This window comes from Agrobacterium tumefaciens (genome assembly GCF_005221325.1).
In the GTDB taxonomy this organism is placed as follows: Bacteria; Pseudomonadota; Alphaproteobacteria; order Rhizobiales; family Rhizobiaceae; genus Agrobacterium.
Window position 1 is genome coordinate 1,291,354 of record NZ_CP039889.1, and the last position, 22,054, is coordinate 1,313,407.

The 22,054-nt window shown below is 60.4% G+C and carries 15 protein-coding genes; 9 read left to right on the top strand and 6 right to left on the bottom strand.

All coding sequences use genetic code 11. The features are described from left to right. Nucleotides 1-36 precede the first annotated feature (36 nt). From araD to CFBP5499_RS20800, 3 genes are read left to right on the top strand one after another with little or no spacing between them, the layout of a single operon-like run. Nucleotides 37-1,761, top strand: coding sequence for an L-arabinonate dehydratase (gene araD / locus CFBP5499_RS20790; RefSeq protein WP_080828726.1), 1,725 nt, complete (start codon nt 37-39; stop codon nt 1,759-1,761). Nucleotides 1,762-1,770: 9 nt separating this feature from the next. After that, the gene (locus CFBP5499_RS20795) at nt 1,771-2,568 is read left to right on the top strand and encodes an NAD-dependent epimerase/dehydratase family protein (protein WP_080828721.1); all 798 of its coding nucleotides are present in this window, start codon (nt 1,771-1,773) and stop codon (nt 2,566-2,568) included. A 33-nt stretch (nt 2,569-2,601) separates the two neighbouring features. Then, nucleotides 2,602-3,312 carry a ribonuclease activity regulator RraA gene (locus tag CFBP5499_RS20800; protein ID WP_080828718.1) on the top strand — a complete coding sequence of 237 codons (711 nt, stop codon included), beginning with the start codon at nt 2,602-2,604 and terminating at the stop codon, nt 3,310-3,312. Nucleotides 3,313-3,419: 107 nt separating this feature from the next. Here the strand turns inward: CFBP5499_RS20800 and CFBP5499_RS20805 are convergent, their stop codons facing one another. The 4 genes from CFBP5499_RS20805 to CFBP5499_RS20820 all read right to left on the bottom strand — a co-directional run bounded on the left by CFBP5499_RS20805 (nt 3,420) and on the right by CFBP5499_RS20820 (nt 13,694). After that, nucleotides 3,420-8,612, bottom strand: a complete 5,193-nt coding sequence (locus CFBP5499_RS20805) for a beta strand repeat-containing protein (RefSeq protein WP_137066445.1) — start codon at nt 8,610-8,612, stop codon at nt 3,420-3,422. Nucleotides 8,613-8,850: 238 nt separating this feature from the next. Next, nucleotides 8,851-10,008 carry a UDP-galactopyranose mutase gene (gene glf, locus CFBP5499_RS20810; protein WP_080828713.1) on the bottom strand — a complete coding sequence of 386 codons (1,158 nt, stop codon included), beginning with the start codon at nt 10,006-10,008 and terminating at the stop codon, nt 8,851-8,853. A gap of 98 nt (nt 10,009-10,106) precedes the next feature. Continuing rightward, a complete protein-coding gene (locus CFBP5499_RS20815; RefSeq protein WP_080828708.1) occupies nt 10,107-12,152 on the bottom strand; it encodes a hypothetical protein in 2,046 nt (681 codons plus the stop codon). 642 nt (nt 12,153-12,794) lie between these two features. Next, nucleotides 12,795-13,694, bottom strand: a complete 900-nt coding sequence (locus CFBP5499_RS20820; protein WP_080828705.1) for a LysR family transcriptional regulator — start codon at nt 13,692-13,694, stop codon at nt 12,795-12,797. A 118-nt stretch (nt 13,695-13,812) separates the two neighbouring features. Between CFBP5499_RS20820 and CFBP5499_RS20825 the strand changes: the two genes are divergently transcribed. The 6 genes from CFBP5499_RS20825 to CFBP5499_RS20850 all read left to right on the top strand — a co-directional run bounded on the left by CFBP5499_RS20825 (nt 13,813) and on the right by CFBP5499_RS20850 (nt 20,163). Then, the gene (locus tag CFBP5499_RS20825) at nt 13,813-14,745 is read left to right on the top strand and encodes a ring-cleaving dioxygenase (RefSeq protein ID WP_080830159.1); all 933 of its coding nucleotides are present in this window, start codon (nt 13,813-13,815) and stop codon (nt 14,743-14,745) included. 141 nt (nt 14,746-14,886) lie between these two features. Next, the gene (locus tag CFBP5499_RS20830) at nt 14,887-15,576 is read left to right on the top strand and encodes a hydrolase (RefSeq protein ID WP_080828702.1); all 690 of its coding nucleotides are present in this window, start codon (nt 14,887-14,889) and stop codon (nt 15,574-15,576) included. A gap of 73 nt (nt 15,577-15,649) precedes the next feature. Further along, nucleotides 15,650-15,940: a XapX domain-containing protein gene (locus tag CFBP5499_RS20835; RefSeq protein ID WP_080830158.1), complete on the top strand. Its 291-nt coding sequence runs from the start codon at nt 15,650-15,652 to the stop codon at nt 15,938-15,940. Continuing rightward, entirely contained in the window at nt 15,940-17,922 is a 1,983-nt protein-coding gene (locus tag CFBP5499_RS20840) for an amidohydrolase (RefSeq protein ID WP_080828699.1), read from the top strand. The genes CFBP5499_RS20835 and CFBP5499_RS20840 overlap by 1 nt, the downstream gene beginning before the upstream one ends. 205 nt (nt 17,923-18,127) lie before the next feature. Beyond that, complete coding sequence (locus tag CFBP5499_RS20845) at nt 18,128-18,568, top strand: DoxX family protein (protein WP_080828698.1); 441 nt, start codon at nt 18,128-18,130, stop codon at nt 18,566-18,568. Then, nucleotides 18,565-20,163: an MFS transporter gene (locus CFBP5499_RS20850; protein ID WP_080828695.1), complete on the top strand. Its 1,599-nt coding sequence runs from the start codon at nt 18,565-18,567 to the stop codon at nt 20,161-20,163. The genes CFBP5499_RS20845 and CFBP5499_RS20850 overlap by 4 nt, the downstream gene beginning before the upstream one ends. A gap of 56 nt (nt 20,164-20,219) precedes the next feature. Here the strand turns inward: CFBP5499_RS20850 and CFBP5499_RS20855 are convergent, their stop codons facing one another. Both CFBP5499_RS20855 and CFBP5499_RS20860 read right to left on the bottom strand, forming a co-directional pair. Beyond that, nucleotides 20,220-21,002, bottom strand: coding sequence for a pyrroline-5-carboxylate reductase (locus CFBP5499_RS20855; RefSeq protein WP_080828693.1), 783 nt, complete (start codon nt 21,000-21,002; stop codon nt 20,220-20,222). Between the two features lie 110 nt (nt 21,003-21,112). Next, entirely contained in the window at nt 21,113-21,967 is an 855-nt protein-coding gene (locus tag CFBP5499_RS20860) for a LysR family transcriptional regulator (protein ID WP_175416838.1), read from the bottom strand. Between the last annotated feature and the right edge of the window lie 87 nt (nt 21,968-22,054).

A 22,054-nucleotide genomic window follows, 5' to 3' on the forward strand; every position in this document is an offset into this window, starting at 1 on the left:
AGCCTCAGGCGCAACCCGCAACGCAGGACCATTGACATGACCGATAAAAAACTCCGTTCCGACCGCTGGTTCGCACCCGACGACCTGCGCAGCTTCGGCCACCGTTCGCGCATGATGCAGCTTGGTTATGCGGAGGAGGATTTTGTCGGCAAACCCGTCATCGGTATCCTCAACACCTGGTCGGAGCTCAACACCTGTCATTCGCATTTTCCTGAGCGGGTGAAGGACGTAAAGCGCGGCGTGCTGCAGGCCGGCGGCTTCCCGGTCGAAATGCCGTCGCTCTCGGTGGACGAGAGCTTCACCAAGCCGACATCGATGCTCTACCGCAACATGCTGGCCATGGAGACGGAGGAGATGATCCGCTCGCATCCGCTCGACGGCGTGGTGCTGATGGGCGGTTGCGACAAGACGACACCCGGCCTCGTCATGGGGGCGATTTCTGCCGGCGTGCCGATGATCTATCTGCCGGCGGGCCCGATGCTGCGCGGCAATTATGCGGGCAAGGTGCTGGGTTCGGGTTCCGATGCCTGGAAATATTGGGACGAACGTCGCGCCGGTAACGTCACCGACGAGGAATGGCGCGGCGTGCAGGGCGGTATCGCCCGCTCGGCCGGTGTGTGCATGACCATGGGCACCGCCTCGACGATGACTGCCATCACGGACGCACTTGGCCTCACCCTGCCGGGCGCATCTTCCATTCCTGCCGTTGACGCTGAACACCAGCGCATGTCGGCAGCTTGCGGCCGGCGTATCGTGGAGATGGTGGGCGAGGAACTAACCCCGAACCGTATCCTCACCGCGAACGCATTTCGCAATGCCGCCATCGTCGCCATGGCGACCGGTTGCTCCACCAATGCCGTCGTGCATCTGATCGCCATGGCGCGTCGCGCCGGCGTGCCGATGACACTGGATGAGCTGGACGAACTTGGCCGGGTCACGCCGCTGATCGCCAATGTCCGCCCTTCCGGCAAAGACTATCTGATGGAGGACTTCTATTACGCCGGCGGCCTTCGGGCGCTGATGAAGCAGCTGGAAAACCGTCTAGACTGTTCGGCGCTGACCGTGACCGGCCGCAGCATGGGTGAAAACCTCGAAGGCGCGAAGGTCTATAATGACGACGTCATCCGCTCGCTCGATAATCCAGTCTATGCGGAAGGCTCGCTTGCGGTGCTGCGTGGCAATCTCTGCCCGGACGGCGCCGTCATCAAGCCCGCGGCCTGCGATCCGAAACTCCATGTGCATCAGGGTCCGGCGCTGGTGTTCGACAGCTACCCCGAAATGAAGGCCGCCATTGACGATGAAAACCTGGATGTCACGCCGGACCATGTTCTGGTGCTGCGCAATGCCGGTCCGCTCGGAGGCCCCGGTTTTCCCGAGTGGGGCATGCTGCCGATCCCGAAGGCGCTGATCAAGAAGGGCCACCGCGACATGGTGCGCATTTCCGACGCCCGTATGTCCGGCACGTCCTATGGCGCCTGCGTGCTGCATGTCGCGCCGGAAAGCTTCGTCGGCGGCCCGCTGGCGCTCCTGAAAACCGGCGATATCGTGCGCCTCGACCTGCCGCAACGTCGCCTCGACATGCTGGTCAGTGAAGAGGAAATCGCCCGTCGCCGGGCGGTCTGGCAGGCGCCGGCACCGCGTTATGAACGTGGTTATGGTTATCTTTTCTCCAAGCACGTCACCCAGGCCGATCAAGGCTGTGACTTCGACTTCCTGCAGACGGATTTCGGCCGCACCGCCGGCGAGCCCGATATTTTCTAAGGACGCGACATGTTGAAGCGATTGCTCATCACCGGTGCCGGCGGCAAGCTGGGCAGCATGCTGCGCGGACGGATTGGCCATATCGCCGAGACCATCCGCCTTTCTGATGTCGTTGACCTCGGTTCGGCCGCGCCTCACGAAGAGCTCGTTCGCTGCGCACTGGAAGACGAGCAGGCGGTGCACGATCTCGTCAAGGGTTGTGACGGCATTGTTCATCTCGGCGGCGTCTCCGTCGAGAGGGCTTTCGATCCGATCGAGGCTGCTAATCTGCGAGGGGTCTACAATCTCTATGAGGCGGCACGACTGAACGGCATGCCGCGTATTCTGTTCGCCTCCAGCAATCACACGATCGGTTATTATCCCCAGGGTCAGAAGCTTGTCTCCGAGACACCCTTTCTGCCTGACGGTCTTTATGGCGTCTCGAAGATTTTCGGCGAGGCGATGGCGAGCCTCTACCATTCCAAATTCGGCCAGGAGACGGCGATCGTCCGCATCGGCTCCTGCGAAGAAAAACCCTCCAACTGGCGGATGTTGTCCACCTGGCTCAGCTATGGCGATTTCGTCTCGCTGATCGAGGCCACATTCCGTGCGCCGAAACTCGGATGCCCGGTCATCTGGGGCGTTTCGGCCAATGACGACAGCTGGTGGGATAATTCCCATATCGATTTTCTCGGCTGGCAGCGGCGCGACAATGCTGCACGCTACCGGACGGAAATCGAACGCGATGTGCCGCGCCCCGATCCGGAGGCCGCGATCGCGAAATATCAGGGCGGCATTTTTATCGACGAGCCCATTCACAGGACTTGAAACGCATTTATCGGCTATTGCGAGGAGACAGACATGAACAATGAAACGCGCGAAAAACTGACGACGATTTCCGTCGCCACACTGGCGACGGCACTTTACAAGCGCGGCCTGCGCAACCAGGTCATCCAGGGCGTGCGCCCGCTGGGTTACAAGGGCAAGAACATGGTCGGCCCGGCCTTCACCCTGCGCTACATGCCGGCCCGCGAGGATCGCAATCAGCTTGTGGAATTCCGCAATCCCGCTCATCCGCAGCGCGTTGCCATCGAAACCTGCCCGCCGGGCCATGTGCTTGTCATGGACAGCCGCAAGGATGCGAGCGCCGCCTCGGCGGGCGATATTCTGGTCACGCGCCTGATGGTTCGCGGTGGTGCCGGCATCGTTTCCGATGGTGGTTTCCGTGATGCCGCCACCATTGCCGAGCTGGATATTCCGGCCTACCACACCCGGCCATCCAGCCCGACCAACCTCACCAAACACGAGGCGATCGAGATCAACGGCCCGATCGGCTGCGGCGACGCGCCGGTTTTCCCCGGCGACATCATCGTCGGTGATGCGGATTGCGTCATCGTCATCCCCGCCGGCATTGCCGATGAAGTGGCGACGGAAGCGGTGGAAATGACGGCTTACGAAGATTTCGTGGTGGAGCAGGTCAAGGCGGGCCAGACGATCATCGGGCTTTATCCCTGCACCAAGGAAGAACATCAGGTCGCCTTTGCCGCATGGCGCAAGCAGCACGGACGCTGATCGTTCTCAACGTTAGTCGCATTGACGGGCGTCCCTTGCGGTGACGCCCGTTTCCTTTTTATCGATCCGCGAACAATCCTGTCCGCTTTGTCAGAGGATAGAACCTCTCAGACATCAAGATAGGACAGGATAGCTGAGGCGGCATCGGACGTTTCCTGCGTCTTGGTCGACGTGCCGACTGATCCGCTGGTCTCGCCCGTATTGTCTTGCGACGAAGATTTCGCCTCGGTGGTTGAGAGGAAGGAAGCGATCTCCTGCACCGAGCTGTTCGCCGGCTTGCTGCTATTCAACGCCGTAACCTGCGCCGATGTCATGGCGGCGATCTGGCCCGGCGTGAAGGCTGCAGCCTGAGAAGCTGTAAGGCCAGCGAGTGTGCTGGTGCTCAATCCCGGTATCGCGCTTGAACTCAAGCTGATGATCTGTTCGGCGGAAAATGTCGTGAGGTCGTCTGCGCCGAGCGCGGCCGCCTGCCTTGCGCTGAGGGCGCTGACTTGGGATGTCGACAATGCGCCGATTTGTGCAGCATCCATTGCCGCGACCTGGCCGTAGCTCAGCGAAGCCACCTGGCCTGTCGTCAGAGCGGCTATCGACTCTGAAGACAGGGCCGCGACGACGGTGTTGGACAATCCCCTGATGGCCGTTGAACTGATTGCAGCAAGTTCGCCGGTGGAGAAAGTTTCCATATCCTCCGTCGTCAGCCCGGCCAGTCCGGACGAGCTCAATGCGGCGATCTGGCTGGTGGAAAGGGCTTCGATCCCGCCCTTGCCAAGAGCATCGACCTGCTCGCTGGTCAAGCCGGAGATGCCTGCCGTACTTAGGGCCGCAACCTCTGCCGTGGAAAGCGTGGCGATAAAGTTCGTAGAGAGCCCCTTTATTGCGCCAGCGCCAATGGCTGCCAGTTCCTCCGGCGAGAAGGTCTCCAGCATGTCCGTAGACAGTCCCTGAAGGGCATCCGAAGTCAACGCCGCTATCTGACGGGTGGATAAGGCTTCGACCTGCTCGACGCTCAGGGCACCGGCCTGCGCGCTGCCAAGGCCCGCGACAGCCTTGGCGTCGAGAGCGGCGATCTGGCTTGTCGTCAGTGCGGCGATGCCGGTCGCGCTGAGCGCCGCAACCTGTCTGGAGGTGAGGGCACCGATCTGCGCGTTGGTAAGGCCGTTCAACTGGCCTGTGCCGAGGGCGGCAATCTGGTCAGTGGTGAGGCCCGATACGGCCGCCGTGCCAAGGGCCGCGATCTGCGCCGTCGTCAGGGAGGCGATGGTCGATGCCGACAGGCCCGAGACCGCACTGGAACCGATCGACGCGATTTCGGCGGTGGTGAAGATATCAAGATCATCGGCACTGAGGGCCGCAATCTGTTTCGAGCTCAGGGCCGCGATCTGGACACTGGTCATGGCCTCGACCTGACTGGTGCTCAAGGCCGCGATCTGATCCGTGGTGAGGCCTGCCACGCCCGCTGTGCTGAGGGCGGCCATCTGTACTGATGAAAGCGAGCCGATGCCGGAAACGCTGAGTGCCGTCACCTGTTTGGAGGTGAGAGCGGCGATCTGCGCATTGGTGAGCGCATCCACTTGACCGGTGCCGAGGGCGGCGATCTGGTCCGCTGTCAGGCCCGCCACGGCCGCCGTGCCGAGGGCGGCGATCTGCGCCGTCGTCAGGGATGCGATGGTCGATGCCGACAGGCCGGAGATCGCGCCAGAACCGATTGCGGCCATTTCCGCGGTGGTGAAGATAGCGAGATCATCGGCGCTGAGAGCCGCAATCTGTTTTGAATTCAGGGCTGCGATCTGGGCGCTGGTCAGGGCCTCGACCTGACTGGTGCTCAAGGCGGCGATCTGATCCGTGGTGAGGCCTGCCACGCCCGCGGCGCCGATAGCGGCTATCTGTGCCGCTGAAAGCGAGGCGATATCGGTCACGTCAAGTGCCGCAACCTGCTTGGAGGTGAGGGCGCTGATCTGGGCATTGGTGAGGACGTTGACCTGTTCGCCTGTCAGGGCGGCGATCTGTCCGGTGCCCAGTCCGCTGATACCGGCCGAACTCAGCGCCGCAATCTGGGCTGTCGTCAGCGACGCCACAGTGTCCTTTGAGAGGCCCGCAACCGCATTCGAACTGAGCGCGGCAATATCCCCGGTCGAGAAAGTCGCAATGTCGTCGGTGCCGAGAGCGGCGATCTGTTTTGCGCTGAGAGCTGCGATCTGACCGCTGGTCATCGCCCCGACCTGATCGGTGCTCAACGCGGCGATCTGATCGGTGGTGAGACCCGCCGCACCGGCCGCGCTGAAGGCGGCGATCTGGCCTGTCGAAAGCGCGGTGATGTCGGTCACATCAAGTGCCGCAACCTGCTTGGAGGTGAGGGCGGCGATCTGGGTATTGGTAAGAACGTTGAGCTGATCGCCCGTCAAGGCAGCGATCTGCCCGGTGCTCAGTCCGCTGATACTGGCCATGCTCAGCGCGACGATCTGGGATGTCGCCAGCGACGCTATGGTGTCCTTTGAGAGTCCGGCGATCGCATTTGAACTGAGCGCGGCAATCTCCCTCGTCGAAAAGGTTGCGATATCGTCCGTGCTCAGGACGGCGACCTGTGTCGAGCTGAGAGCACCGACCTGAACGGTGGTCAAGGCCTCGACCTGAGCCGTCGTCAGGGCCACGATCTGCACGGTGCTGAGCGCAGCGATGCTTTTCACATTCAGTGCAGCGATCTGGGCTGTCGTCAGCGACGCTATGGTCTCCGCGGAGAGGCCAGAGATTGCATCCGAACTGATCGCGGCGATGTCCTTGGTCGAGAACCTTGCGATGTCATCCGTGCTCAAGGCCGCGATCTGCTTCGAGGTGAGCGCACTGACCTGGGTGGTGGTCAAGGCCTCGACCTGAGCGGTCGTCAAGGCCGCAATCTGCGCGGTGCTCAGCGCATTGATGCTTTGCGTGTTCAGCGCCGCAATCTGCGCGGTCGTCAGGGAGGCGATGGCCTCCGCCGACAATCCCGCGATCGCACTCGAACTGATCGCAGCGATATCCTTGGTGGTGAATTTCGCGAGATCTTCCGTCCCCAGTTCGGCAATATGCATGGAACTGAAATTGAGGATCTGCGCACTCGTCAGGGCTTCAACCTGGGCGGTGCTGAATGTCGCCACTTGCTGCTTGCTCAGCCCTGAAATGCCTGCGGCGCTCAGGCCGGAAATCTGTGCCGTCGAAAGAGCCGCTACGGCCTCGGTGCTGAGCGCCCCAATTTGTGCCGCATTCAACATTGCCATCTGCCTGCTCGACAGCCTGGAAATCTGCTCGGTGCTGAGCGCTGCGATCTGGCCGGTTGAAAGTCCTGTCATGCTTGCCGTGTTTATGGCCGCAATCTGGGCCACGGAAAGCGATGCGATGTTGCCGGCGCCCATTGCCGTTATCTGTCCCGAGCTGAAAGCCGCGATCTGGGCTGTGGTCAAGGCTGAGAATTGATCGGCGCGCAGGATTGCAATCTGCTCCGGGGTCAGGCCCTTGATACCCACCGCACTCAACACGGCGGTCTGGCTGGTGGACAAGGCAGCCACATCGCTACCCAGGGCGGCGACCTGCGTCGAACTCAATGCCTTGATCTGCGTGGCGGACAAAAGGCTGACCTGGCTGCCGCTCAAGGCTTCGACCTGATCGGACGTCAGGCCGGCAATCGCGCTGGCGCCGAAGGCGGCGATCTGGGCGGCGGTCAGTGCTGCAATCACATCCGTGCTCAAGCCCGACATGGCCTTGCCGGTAATCGCGGCAAGATCGGCGCTCGAGAAGGTCGCGAGATCCTCCACGCTCAGGGCCGCGAGTTGCGTTGAACTCAGCGATTTCACCTGTGTCGGGGAGAGGGCCGCGACCTGACTGGTGCTCAGGGCTTCGATCTGGTCGTCCGTCAAGGCCGCGATCGCGCCGGTCGTCAGGGCAGCGATCTGAGCGGTGGTCAGCGCGGCGATTGCGCCCGTGCTCAGGCCCGACATTGCCTTGCCGGCAATCGCCGCGATATCGGCGGTTGAGAATGCCGCTATGTCATCCGGGCTCAGGGCTGCAATTTGAGCCGAGTTCAGCAGCTTCACCTGTGCGGCGGAGAAGGCCTCGACCTGTTGTGTACTAAAGGCTTCCATCTGATCGGCTGTCAGGCTTGCGATCACGGCGGTGCTCAGGGCGGCAATGTGCGTGGCCGACAGGGCCTCGACCTGACCGGCGCTCAGGGCTTGGAACTGTACTGAACTGAGGGCGTTCAGCTGGGCCGTCGTCAGCGCGGCGATCTGATCCAGCGTCAGAGTGCCGATCGCCTCCGTGTTCAGGCGGGACATGGCTGTGCCGGCGATCGCGGCAATATCGGCGGTGGAGAATGTCGCGATATCCTCCGCGCTGAGGACCGCGAGTTGCGACGCATTCAGCGATCGTACCTGTAACGGTGACAGGGCTTCGACCTGGCTCGTGCTCAAGGCCGCGACATGGGTCGTTTTGAGTGCGGCAATCTGCGCCGTCGTCAAGGCGGCGATCTGATCGGTGCTCAACGCCTCGATCTGCTCGGTCGTCAGGCCGGCAATCGCGCTTGCATTCAGCGCGGCTATGCGATCCGCCGTCAGTTCCGCGATTGCCTGGGTGCTCAGGCCCGCTATGGCCTTGCCGGTAATGGCGGCGATGTCGGCTGCGGAGAAGGTGGCGATATCGTCTGCGCCGAGGGCAACGAGCTGAAGCGAGCTCAGCACCCTCACCTGTGTCGGGGTCAGGGCTTCAGCCTGCTGCGGGCTCAGGATCGCGATCTGTTCGGTCGTCAGGCTTGCGATCGCGCTGATGTTCAGCGCCGCAATCTGATCCGGGGTAAGTCCTGCGATCACCTCCGTGCCCAGGCCCGGTATGGCTTTGGCCGTGATCGCCGCCATGTCAGCGGTCGAGAAGGTTGCTATATCCTCGGCGCTCAGCGCCGCAAGTTGCGCTGAGCTGAGAACACGCACCTGGGAGGAGGTCAGGGCCTCCGCCTGATCCGTCGTCAGGGCATGAAACTGGGTGGTCGTCAGCGCGGAAACCTGGCTCGCGCTCAGACTTTTGATGGCGTATTGATCGAGAATGTTGAGCTGATCCAGCGTCAAACCAACGATGGCGACCTGTGAAATGGCGCTCAGCTGCTGAGAGTTGAGGATTTTGACATCCTCCACATCCAATGCCGCGATCTGATCCGATGAGAGCGCCTTGATCTGCGTTGTGGAGAGCGAGGCAACGTCTTCGGTTGTCCAGGCGGCGACCGCCTCCGTCGAGAGATATCGGATCTGATTGACATTCAGGGAAGCAATGATCGACGTCATGTCTGGAAAATCCTAAAGCCCAAGCCTCGACAGATGAGTTTCCTGCTCAACCACCCGCGAGAGCATCGGTTACTCAGGTCCATCATTTTTCAGATATTGAGTACGCAATTGGGCTTGCCTGAACCTTAAGTTGCGTTTTAGTCGATCCTTATTTGTAATATGGTTTTCAGCGCAGCATAGGTTGAGGCACTGGTGCGCTCACAGGCCGAGAGATGCAAAGAAAAATGCGAAATGCGTTTCAGACCGGAGGATGTAGAAATGCCGGCATGGAGCGGCCCTCGGCGTGGGTGGCTAGATAGAGTCGAGCAGTATCGAGCGCTTCCCGGATGGTCGCATCCATGTCGAGATAACGATAGGTTCCGAGCCGTCCGACAAAGGTGACCGAGGTTTCCCGCTCGGCCCGCGCCACATAATCGGCGAGCTGTTCTTTGTCCTCGACCAGCCGGACAGGATAATAGGGAATGTCCTGCGGGCCGCATTCGCGGGAAAACTCCCGGTAGCAGACGGAGCCGGCATGGTCTTCCCATGGGGAAAAATGCTTGTGTTCGGTAATGCGGGTAAAGGGCACCGATACGTCACCGTAATTCATCACGGCGCAGCCCTGGTAATCGCCGGCATAGGTGAACCGTTCGAAGTCGAGCGTTCGGTAGGCAAGGCTGCCAAATTCGAAATCGAAATAGCCGTCAAGCGGACCGGAATAAAAGACGTGTCCGGAGGCCGGCGTTTCGGCGCGGTCAAAGCGCGTGCCGAGTTTTACCGTAATATTGGGGTGATCGAGGATGCGCTCGATCATGTCCGTATAACCGCTTTCCGGCATGCCCTGATATTTGTGGAAGAAGTAGTTGTCGTCGTAATTGAAGCGCACGGGCAGGCGTTTCAGAATGGAGGCCGGCAGTTCCGTCGGCGAGCAGCCCCATTGCTTCTCGGTATATCCCTTGAAGAAAGCTTCATAGAGATCGCGGCCGACGAAGCGCAGCGCCTGCTCTTCGAAGGTCTGTGGATCGGTAATCGACTTGTCGGCCTTCTCCTCGATGAAGGTTCGCGCTTCATCGGGTCGGAAATTCTTGCCGAAGAACTGGTTGATCGTGTGCAGATTGACGGGAAGGGAGTAGACCTGATCGCTGCTCGTCGTTTTGACCCGGTTCTTGTAGGGCATGAAGGTCTGGAAGCTGTTGACATAGTCCCAGACTTCCCTGTCATCGGTATGGAAAATATGCGGACCGTAAACATGCACCATGACGCCGGTTTCGCCGTCGCGTTCGGTATGGCAATTGCCGGCAATGTGATCGCGGGCATCGATGATGTCGACCAGATGGCCCGCCAGCGCAAGCTCTCGGCCAATGACCGCGCCGGAAAGCCCGGCACCCACAATGACAATTCTTTCGTCCGCGATCATTGGTAAGTCAGTCCTGTTCATCCATCGCCCCGCAGGCGGTCAAGATTTGCCGGGCGCCGCATGGCGCTTGTCCTGGCCCATGCTGTTCGATCCCGCGCTCAATTGTCCGGTTTCTGCCAGAGGCGGCGGTCATAGGGGATCGGCGCATAATCGTGCCATTGCCTCAGCTTTTTCAGGTAGCGCTCGCGGTAGCTTTGTTCGTCCTCGAACTCGATGTTTTCCAGCAGCGCTTCTGCACCCGCTTCATAATAAATATCGAGATTGCTGAGATCAGGCACAGGGGTCTCGCCGCGCTCGCATTCGCCCTGCATTTGCCAGAAGAGTTCTTCCAGACGTCGCGCCAGGGCGGGAATATCCCGCAGGACACTCGTCTCGCGCTGCCGGGCGATCGATTCCCTGACCTCCAGAAGGCTTTGGCGGTCTTGTTCGAAACCGATGGCACGGGCGACATAATCGTCCGGTGAAGAGCAGATCATTTCCGGCACGCCCGCTGCGGTGACGATGCTGCCGCAGAAGCGTGCGGCAAAGGTCTTGCCGGACATGGTAAGGACGGGCAGGCCTGACGTTATCGCATCCGATGCCGTGGAGTGCGCGCCGTAGGGGAACGTGTCGAGAAATAGATCGGCAAGGCCGATACGGGCGATATGCTGCGGGTTCTGGGCCTTCGGTGCGAAGACGAGCCGCTCAGACGCCACGCCGCTCTTTTCCGCAAGGTCTCGCAGGCGTTGATTGACGTCCTCATCCCCCGTCAGCAGCCACAACAGGCTGCCGGGCGTCTCCGACAGGATTGTCATCCATCGTGCGAAGCAATTTTCGGTGATCTTCTGCATGCCGTTGAAGCTGGCATAAACGAAGGCATCCTCCGGCAGTCCGACGTCGGCCCGGCTCGGCCGGGCGGCGATGGGCCGCTTGCGGTCCAGCGGCTGGTCGCAGGCGATGCGCAGCACCTTCTCGGAATAATAGATTTCGTTCTCCGGCGGGATCATGTAGCCGTCAGAGATCAGATATTGATGGAACGGGCTTCCCATCGATCCGGGGTAACCGCAGAAGCTGACGATGACAGGTGCAGGACGATGGGCGAAGATTTTCGCGCGTGCGTCCTTGGTGTAGCCATTCACGTCGATCAATATATCGATCTCGTCGGCGATGATGTGTGATGCGGCGGTGGCATCATCCACGCCATGAATATCCCGCCAGCAATGGACTGCGGCCTTGATGCGTGCCTGCGTGCTGTCAGTGCCGCGGACATTGCCGCAATAATAGGCGAAGACTTCAAGGCTGTCCTTGTCATGCAGTTCCAGAACTTCGCAGAGGGCGAAGCCGACGGCATGATCGCGAAGATCCGACGAGAGGTAGCCGACGCGCAGACGCTGCCCGGTGCCGGATTTCTGTTTCGCCGACCTGCGCGGAAAACGGCTGAGGTCCGGACGCGCGCCAATCAGCGTTTTGCTGAGGCGGTAAGCCTTGGCCAGCTGGAACATCGGGTCGTCGGCGTAACAGCTCAGCGTCAGCGACGACATCGCATCGAGCATCTTGCGCGCAGGAATGTGGTTCGAAGGAGCGAGGATCGGCCACTTGCACTGGCGCTGTCGCAACGATGCCCAGTGCTGCCCGGCTTCCGGCAATTCCGGCCGCAGTTCGAATGCCTGCAGCAAAGCGGTTTCGGCCTCTTCGAGCTTGCCGGCGCCTTCGAGAACCCGGCCCATGTTCTGCAGGGTCATATGCCGATGGCCGATCGTCTCGGCATCGACATTCTTTGTCGCGTCGGCATAGTGCGACCATTGCTCCACCGCGTGGCCGATCAGCCCGGCATCTTCAAGCGCGCGGCCGAGATTGATGTGGCCGGGAGCAAATTCCGGATTGGCTTTCAGGCAGGCGCGGAACGCCTGTACGGCGCCTGCGCGGTCGCCCAGCTGGTTGAGCATAACGGCATAGTTGAAATAGGCGAGATGGATCGTCGGGTTATTGTCGTTGAATGCGACCCAGGTCTTGTAAAGCTCCGCAGCCGCCGCCTGCTGGCCGGCGGCATTGAGCGCCTCTGATACGCTCAGCAGATCCATGAGGCTCAACCGCTGGTTCCGCGCAAGATCAAGGGCGCTGGGAGCGGCGGCGTCGTTTGAAGGAGAGGCGTGGTTGGCGGTCATGACATCCTGCGGCAAGGCGACAATGGGTCGAAGATAAAACAGCGTGTTGATGGGCCGTCTTTAGCTATCGCAGATAACTTGCCTGTGGCTGGATGTGTTTAAAGCCGGATTGCTTGCCCGATCAGCTATTGACCCGGAGAAGTGAAATGTCTTTCCAGTTAAACGGCGACTTCTTAGGCATTGGCGCAGTTATGGTGAGTGACGTCTTAATGGCATCTTCTGCGGGCGACAATTTTTATCCTGTCGTTCGCCGATCAGATCGAATGTTTTATTCGATAAACACTACAGATGCCTTCTTGTGAGAAATATTGGTATGAGTACACGATATAGTCGTCGCCGATGACAAGCACACCCATCTCAGTTTCGTGCGGAGAAAGCTATCGTGTATCTCGTCGATAAGATTGGCCAATTTGAAGGTTGGGATGGAGATGGATACTTTGCTCTTGCAGATACCGAATTTTCTCGTTCTTTAAGTCTTATACTGCCCTGTAGGCTTTGATGACCGCTTCGACCTAGGCGGAGCTCTCAGCCATGATGACGTTATTCTGCAAATGGACGTCGAAGTGCCTTCCCGCTATTGTAGCGAGATCGCTCTTATAACCGCCGCGCTCCCGCGCTTCGTCACGGTGTAATGTGCGGGCTTTAGTCCAGCATCACCATGTGGGCCGTCAGCTGCTCCTCGAAGAACTTCGAGAAGGTGGCGATGCGGGGCGGCAGGGCTTGATAGGGCGGATAATAGAGCGTCAGCCAGAGTTCCGGTGGGGCCCAGCCCGGCAGAATATGGACAAGCCGCCCACTGCGGATATGTTCGGCGATATGAAATCCCGGCAGCATGGCCACACCTGCGCCATCAGCCGCCATATCGGCCAGAACCTCGCCGTTGTTGGCGCTGAAGGCGCGACCGGCGGTTATGGTGATGCTCGATCCGCCATCCGAGAGGACCCAGTTTTCCCGCCGGCTTTCACCACTATAGGCAAGACAATCGTCAGGGGTGAGGTCGCCTGGATGTTTCATCTGCGTGAACCGGCTGCCCGGTGCCGCCACCAGGATTCTCGGCACGGCCCTGATCTTGCGCCAGATGGTGAATTTATCTGATGGGGCCGACGAAATGCGGATCGCCAGATCGTAATCGTCATCGACAATATTGACCAGGCCGTCCGACAGGGAAATCTCGAAACACATTTTCGGATATAATTCCCGGAAACCCGACAGGATCGGCGGCAGCACCGTCTTGCCGAGCCACGTCGGCGCGCTGATCCTCAGCCGCCCCTCATCGGCCTTGTGGGCGTTGCGCACATCGCGCCGGGCGTTCTCCAGCGCCTCGACCGCGGGCTGTATCTGCGCGGCAAAGACGGCGCCGTCGGTGGTCAGCGAAACCTGCCGGGTGGTGCGGACGAATAATTGCACACCGAGATCACATTCAAGCGCGGCAATGGCGCGCGTGACGCCTGCGGCCGTCATGCTGAGTTCGCGGGCGACCTGCGCAAAATTGCGCTTCTCGGCCGCCATCAGAAAGATTTTGAGAGCTTTGTGGTCGTTCATCGCATTATTTCAAAAATCGCAATTCATTCGAAAGAAATATTGCAATTCCGCGACATGATCAAGCGGGTTACATCTTTGTCCATCGAAACAAACACAGCGACCACGAAAGGCGCCGATGATGATCAAGGATATCAAGGGCCTGCACCACGTTACCTCGATGGCGTCGGATGCGCGGCAGAACAACAGCTTTTTCACCGATACGCTCGGCCTGCGCCGGGTGAAGAAGACCGTCAACTTCGACGAACCCAGCGTCTATCACCTTTATTACGGTGACGAAACGGGAACGCCCGGCACAGTCATGACCTATTTTCCTTTCGACCACATGATGGCGGGCCGTCCCGGCGTGGGCGAGGTGGGTGAAACCCAGTTCTCCATCCCGAAGGGTGCCATGGGTTTCTGGAGAGACCGGCTGATTGCAAAGGGCGCCGCCGGCATTCAGGCCGACACGGTCTTCGGCGCCAATCGCCTGCGTTTCACCGGTCCCGATGGCGATGGTCTGGCGCTGATCGAAACGGCAAATGATGCACGCGCCGCCTGGCAGGCTGAGGGCATTTCCGAAGAGAATGCCATCCGCGGTTTCTCCGGTGCGCGCTTCAATCTCAATGACACGGCGGCGACCGAGGAGCTTCTCCGCTTCATGGGATATGAGCGGACCGATGCCGAGGGCAATGTGACGCGTTATGTCATTCCCGGCGGTAACGGGGCCGATACGATCGATCTTGCGGCCCTGCCAAACACGCCTTTTGCCCGTCAGGGAGCAGGTTCAGTCCACCATATCGCCTTTGCGGTCGAAAACCGTGAAAAGCAGCTGGAAGTGCGCAAGGCCCTGATGGATACGGGTTACCAGGTGACGCCGGTCATCGACCGCGATTATTTCTGGGCAATCTATTTCCGGACCCCGGGCGGGATCCTGTTCGAGATCGCAACCAACGAACCCGGCTTCGACCGTGACGAGGATACGGCGCATCTGGGCGAAGCGCTGAAGCTGCCCAGCCGCTACGAGCCTTTCCGCAATCAGATTGAGGCGAACCTCGCCCCGCTTGCGGCATAGAGCGGGTCTTTGATCCGCACCTACTGACCGGAACAGATTTTCACTTTCCAAGACGGCTGCCCCTGCCGGGCAGCCGGTCGGCGAAGCCTTATCAATTTCACCGCCGTAGACCGGCAATCACCACCAGAACGGAGAACCACCATGTCGAAGCTTGAAGTCCTTACTCCCGCCAACAGCCAGTTGATCTTCATCGACCAGCAGCCGCAGATGGCTTTCGGTGTGCAGTCGATCGACCGCCAGACCCTGAAGAACAATGTCGTCGGCCTCGCCAAGGCGGCAAAGATCTTCAACATCCCGACGACCATCACCACGGTCGAAACGGAAAGCTTCTCCGGCAACACCTTCCCGGAACTGCTCGCGGTCTTCCCGGAAAACGACATTCTCGAACGTACCTCGATGAATTCCTGGGATGACCAGAATGTCCGCAACTCCTTGGCGAAAAATGCCGCCGGTGGCTGCAAGAAGATCGTCGTCTCCGGCCTTTGGACGGAAGTGTGCAACACCACCTTCGCACTCTCTGCGCTGCATGATGTCGCGGATTACGAGATCTACATGGTGGCGGACGCCTCCGGCGGCACTTCTCTCGACGCGCATAGATATGCCATGGACCGCATGGTGCAGGCGGGTGTCATTCCCGTTACCTGGCAGCAGGTGCTGCTGGAATGGCAGCGCGACTGGGCACGCAAGGAAACCTATGACGCCGTGACCTCGCTGGTGAAGGAACATTCCGGCGCCTACGGCATGGGCATCGATTATGCCGTCACCCATGTCCATGGCGGTGCAGAGCGCATCAAGCACGGCAAGCGCATCGGCCCGAACCCCGCGAAATAAGCTTTCAACCATGCCGCGCCGGCGGGATCAGTATCCCGGCCGGCGCGGCTTTATCCATCCAAAGGAGGTTTCCATGAAAGTCTATCTTCTGTCCCTTGGCGCTGGCCTGCTGGTCGGCATCGTCTACAGCCTGCTTAATGTGCGTTCCCCCGCGCCGCCCGTCATTGCGCTTGTCGGCCTGCTGGGCATATTGGTCGGCGAACAGATCATCCCCTTCGCGAAGACGATCATCGACAGGGAACCGGCCGCCGTTTCGTGGTTCAACCAGATCAAGCCGCACATGTTCGGCCATATGCCCAAGGGTGGCGCTGAAACCACTGATCTCGCGCAGACTCAGCAGCCGACCAACCGGGAGAAAAGCTGATGCCGACACGACGCACTTTCCTCGGCGCGGCATCCAGTCTCGCCTTTCCGAATCTGTTTTCACCGGCTAAGGCCGCTGATCCCATCAAGAGCGGAGCTTCGTCCATGCATCCAGATACCATCCTTCACAATGGCCGCGTCACGACGCTTGATCGCGGCAATCCGAATGCAACGGCAGTCGCCATCAAGGACGGTCTGTTTGTTGAGGTAGGAAGCGATGCCGAGGTCATGGCCCTTGCAGGATCGGAAACGAAGATCGTCGATCTCAAGGGCAAGCGCGTGCTGCCCGGCCTGATCGACAACCACACCCACGTCATTCGTGGCGGCCTGAACTTCAACATGGAACTACGCTGGGACGGCGTTCGCTCGCTTGCCGATGCCATGGATATGCTGAAGCGCCAGGTGGCAATCACGCCGGCCCCGCAATGGGTGCGCGTCGTCGGTGGTTTCACCGAGCATCAATTTGTTGAAAAGCGTCTGCCAACCATCGAGGAAATCAATGCGGTGGCGCCGGATACGCCGGTCTTCCTTCTGCATCTCTATGACCGGGCGCTGCTGAACGGTGCAGCCCTGCGCGCCGTTGGCTATACCAAGGATACGCCGAACCCGCCCGGCGGCGAGATCACCCGCGATGCCAACGGCAATCCCACGGGTCTGCTGCTCGCCAAGCCGAATGCCGGGATTCTCTATTCGACGCTTGCCAAGGGACCGAAACTGCCGCTCGACTATCAGGTCAATTCCACCCGCCACTTCATGCGTGAGCTGAACCGGCTGGGTGTGACCGGCGTGATCGACGCGGGTGGCGGCTTCCAGAATTATCCTGACGATTACGAGGTGATCCAGAAGCTGTCGGATGAGAACCAGATGACGGTTCGGCTGGCCTACAACCTGTTCACGCAGAAGCCGAAGCAGGAGAAGGAAGACTTCCTCAACTGGACGTCATCGGTCAAATACAAGCAGGGCAACGATTATTTCCGGCATAATGGTGCGGGTGAAATGCTGGTCTTTTCCGCTGCCGATTTCGAGGATTTCCGTCAGCCGCGGCCCGATATGCCACCGGAGATGGAAGGCGAGCTCGAAGATGTCGTTCGGATTCTGGCGGAAAACCGCTGGCCTTGGCGTCTGCACGCCACCTATGACGAGACCATCTCCCGGGCGCTTGATGTGTTCGAAAAGGTCAACCGGGATATCCCGCTCGAAGGCCTGAACTGGTTCTTCGACCATGCCGAAACCATCTCCGATCGCTCGATCGATCGCATTGCAGCCCTTGGTGGCGGCATCGCCACCCAACACCGCATGGCCTATCAGGGCGAATATTTCGTCGAGCGTTATGGCCAGGGCGTGGCCGAAGCCACACCGCCGATTGCGCGGATGCTGGAAAAGGGCGTGAATGTCTCGGCGGGCACGGATGCAACGCGCGTTGCCTCCTATAACCCATGGGTGTCGCTGTTCTGGATGGTGACCGGCAAGACCGTCGGCGGCATGCAGCTTTATCCGCGCGCCAATTGCCTAGACCGTGAAACGGCGTTGCGCATGTGGACCGAAAAAGTCACATGGTTCTCCAACGAAGAAGGCAAGAAGGGCCGTATCGAGAAAGGACAGTTCGCCGATCTCGTCGTGCCGGACAAGGATTATTTCTCCTGCGCGGAAGATGAAATATCCTTCCTCACCTCGGAACTGACCATGGTAGGCGGCAAGATCGTTTATGGCGCCGGCGACTTCAGGGTGCTTGACGAGAGCAATATTCCGCCCGCCATGCCCGACTGGTCGCCGGTGCGCACCTTCGGCGGTTATGCCGCCTGGGGTGAGCCTGAACGGGCGGGTAAGAACTCGCTGAGACGTGCCGCCATCACCTCCTGCGGTTGCGCCAGTGATTGCGGCGTTCATGGTCACGACCATGCCGGCGCCTGGACATCGAAACTGCCGATTGCCGATCTGAAGGGCTTCTTCGGCGCATTGGGCTGCTCCTGCTGGGCAGTCTGAGCCTGATCGACAAGAGACATCCAACGGGCGGCGCATGCTGCCGCCCGTTGCCTTCCAGACCCGGACGGCAACAAAAGAATATTGCAGATTACGCAATTATATCGAAACTATTGATGCAATTGTTGGCGGCAATCCTTTGCGCCAATATCGCTCCATCAGATGAACGCAGCGCCGCACACATCCGGCCAGATCGCAGGAGCATTAAATGACCGACCCATCTTCCACCCTTCGTCTTCGCGGGCTTCTTGCTGAAATCGTCGCCGCGCCCGTCACACGAACCGTGGCACTTCTGGCGCTTTGTTCGGCCTATATTCAGGGGCCGCTCACCAAGATCTTCGATTTCCCCGGCGCGATTGCGGAGATGAACCATTTTGGCCTGCAGCCGGCAGCGGCATTTGCCGTCGTTGTCATTGTTTTTGAACTCACCGCCTCCGCCCTGGTGGTGTCGGGTTTCCTGCGCTGGGCGGGTGCTCTGGCGCTCTCGGGCTTCACGCTGCTTGCGACCTTCATCGCCCTTCGGTTCTGGGAAATGGCGCCCGGCATGGACCGCATGATGGCCACCAATGCCTTCTTCGAACATCTCGGTCTGGCTGGCGCCTTTGTTATCGTCGCTGCAATCGATCTCACGAAAGGAACAGGCAAATGAGTGCCGCAAAATCCTCCGCGAGCAGCTTTGCTCCTCTTGCGCAACCGGTTTTCGCCGTCCTCTGGGCCGCGACGGTGCTCGGCAATACCGGCAGCTTCATGCGTGATGTCGCCAGTTCATGGTTGATGACCGATCTTTCGGCCTCGCCGGCAGCGGTCGCCCTGGTACAGGCGGCCGGCACCCTGCCGATCTTTCTTCTGGCGATCCCGGCCGGCGTGCTGACGGATATTCTCGACCGCCGTAAATTCCTCATCGCAGTCCAGCTGCTGCTGGCCTCGGTCAGCGTTACCCTGATGGTTCTCGCCAATACCGGCATGCTGTCCGTCAGCGCCCTGATCGGCCTCACCTTTCTCGGCGGCATCGGTGCGGCACTGATGGGGCCGACCTGGCAGGCCATCGTGCCGGAACTGGTGAAGCGCGAGGACATCAAGAGCGCCGTGGCGCTGAACTCGCTCGGCATCAACATCGCCCGTTCAATCGGCCCCGCTGTCGGCGGCATCCTGCTGGCAGCCTTCGGTGCGGCCGTTACCTATGGTGCCGATGTCGCCAGCTATTTCGTTGTCATCGCCGCTCTTCTGTGGTGGCCGCGAGCCAAGAACGCCAATGATGCGCTGCAGGAGAACTTTTTTGGCGCATTCCGGGCAGGTCTGCGATACACGCGCGCCAGCCGACCGTTGCATGTCGTCCTGCTGCGGGCTGCGATCTTCTTTGCTTTCGCCAGTGCCGTCTGGGCGCTGTTGCCTCTGGTCGCCCGGCAATTGCTGGGTGGGGATGCAAGTTTCTACGGTATCCTGCTCGGTGCCGTTGGAGCCGGTGCGATCGGCGGTGCGTTGGTCATGCCAAAGCTGCGTGCCCGTTTCGATGCCGATGGCCTGCTTCTCGGCGCCGCCATCATCACCGCGCTCGTCATGGCCGGCCTGTCATTCGCACCGCCGAAATGGCTTGCCATCATCATCCTGCTGTTTCTCGGCGGCGCATGGATCACGGCGCTGACGACGCTCAATGGCGCAGCCCAGGCGATCTTGCCGAACTGGGTGCGGGGTCGTGGTCTGGCGGTCTATCTCACTGTCTTCAATGGTGCGATGACGGCGGGCAGCATTGGCTGGGGTGCTGTGGGTGAAGCCGCAGGTGTGCGGGGCACCCTGCTGATCGGTGCAGCCGGTCTCTTCATCGCCGGTCTCGTCATGCATCGCCTGAAATTGCCTGCGGGTGACGCGGATATGGTGCCGTCCAACCATTGGCCCGAACCGCTCGTCGCCGAGCCTGTGGCCCATGATCGCGGCCCGGTTCTGATCCTGATCGAATATAATGTCGAGAAGCATCACCGTACGGCTTTCCTGCATGCCTTGGACGAACTCTCTCAGGAACGCCGCCGCGATGGGGCCTATGGCTGGGGTGTCACCGAAGACTCTGCCGATCCGCAGAAGATCGTGGAATGGTTCATGGTGGAATCCTGGGCCGAGCATCTGCGCCAGCACAAGCGGGTTTCCAATGCCGATGCGGATTTGCAGGGCAAGGTGCTTGCTTACCATTCCGGGCTGGAAAGGCCTGTCGTGCGCCACTTCCTCACGATCAATCGTCCAGGAAAGGCATAAATGGAAAGGGGCCGAAAGGCCCCTTTCTCGTTCTCGTTTTAATGCCCACCCGCCGGCTATTGCGCGATCCGCTCCATCACCCGGCTCAATGCCTCTTTCAGCGCACTGGAACCGCCGTTTCTGTCGAAGTCCTGCATGACCTGCTCGTTGAGGCCGCCTTTGGTGGCGAATTCGCGGCTCATCTCGGTGAAGTCGGTCTTTCCGCCGGACAGCACAGCCACCTCGGAAAGACCGGCAAAGAGCGGCGTGACATAGGCCCGCGCCTTTTCTTCCGGCAGGCCGTTCTCCGCCAGCCACTCTGTCGTCGTTTGCATGATGCCGAAATAGGTGGCCATCAGAGCGCTGGCGGCGGCCAGAAGGTCGTATTCCGTCTTTGTTTCGCATTCCACCGCATCGCCGAGCACGTTGAAGATCGCGGCGGTGTCCGTATCGGCGGGATAAATGGCGGTGACGCCCTTGCGCCGGGCGACGAAGGGCAGCGGGATCGCTTGGGCGAGACGCACATCCGCACCGATCCAGTCCAGAAGCGCGTCTCGGCTGGTTGCGGCCACGACGCTGATGACCTTCTGCCCGTCCCTGAAGTGCAGAGGCCGGATGACCTCTTCGGCGATCTGCGGACGGATTGCCAGCATGACGGTATCGCAGCCATCAACAATCGTCTGATTGTCGCCGGAGACGATCACCTGCGGAAAATCGGCGGCAAGTCTGGCCGAAATATCCGCGCTGCGCTGGGACACCATGACATGGGGTACGGCGGCGGGCTTGGCAAGCAGGCCGCGCACCATCGCATCGGTGATGGCGCCCGTACCGATGAAACCGATTTTCTGGGGAAGGGACATGAATACTCCAAAGCGATGAACGGATGGTCGAGGGAGCCTACCGCGTCTTATTCGCCAGAGGCTAGAGTCTTCGGCCGGAAATGTCGACAAACAGGCGGCTTGGGTCCGTTTTAGGTTCCCGGTCGGTGCTCGCGAAAAGCGGCTGCAAGGGTGCGCAATGCTTCGCGGGACCTGCTGTCGGTCAGGGTCGAGAACATGATGATTTCGCTGGAAGGCAGCGGCGGCAAGCCAAACCGCTGGCTGACTTCCACTGTGCCTGGTGGAGCAAGACGGCAGGAAAAGGCTGAAATCGCGAGCCCCGCCGAAACCGCTGCCGTCACCATCGAGGATGTGCCGCCGAGAAAGACTTCGGTCCAGGCAATTCCGGCCGCATCCAGTGCCCGAGAAGCGATGTCACGAACACCGCAGGTCGGCGAAAGTGCCGCGAGCCTGAGCGGTTCACCCTGACGATGGTCGAATTGCGGCGCTGCATACCAGCCGAAATGCTCCGGCCCCAGCACCTCACCATCGCGCCGGTCGTCCTCGCGCCGGATGATGGCCGCATCGATTTCACCACGGTCAAAGGCGTCGAGCAGGGAGCGGGAATGGTCCATCCGCACTTCAATCGTAAGGCCGGGGTCGTGGTCGTTGAGCCGCGCGAGAAGCGTCGGCACCTCCGGCCCCGCCACATGCGCGGCAATGCCGAGGCCGAAACGGCGGCGCGGCGAGGAAAGGCCCGCCAGTGCCCGATCGTGTGCGGCGAGAAATTCGCGGGCGGGTGCGAGAAACACGGCACCCTGGGCGGACAGGCGCACCGAACGCGGTGTTCTTTCGAGCAGCCGCTGGCCAAGCCTGTCTTCCAGCCGCTTGAGCTTGACGCTGATCGCGCCTTGCGTAGTGCCAAGCGCCTCGGCCGCGCGGGTAAAACTCTGCAGATCGGCGATGGTGACGAAGGCCTCGACGGCCTCCACATCCAGCGTGCTCATCTCTATCATTCCAATTTGTTGTCTCTGAAATAGTCAATCATCCAATTCCGTTATGGTCAAGCCTTGGCTAGTTTGCCTCCGGTTTAT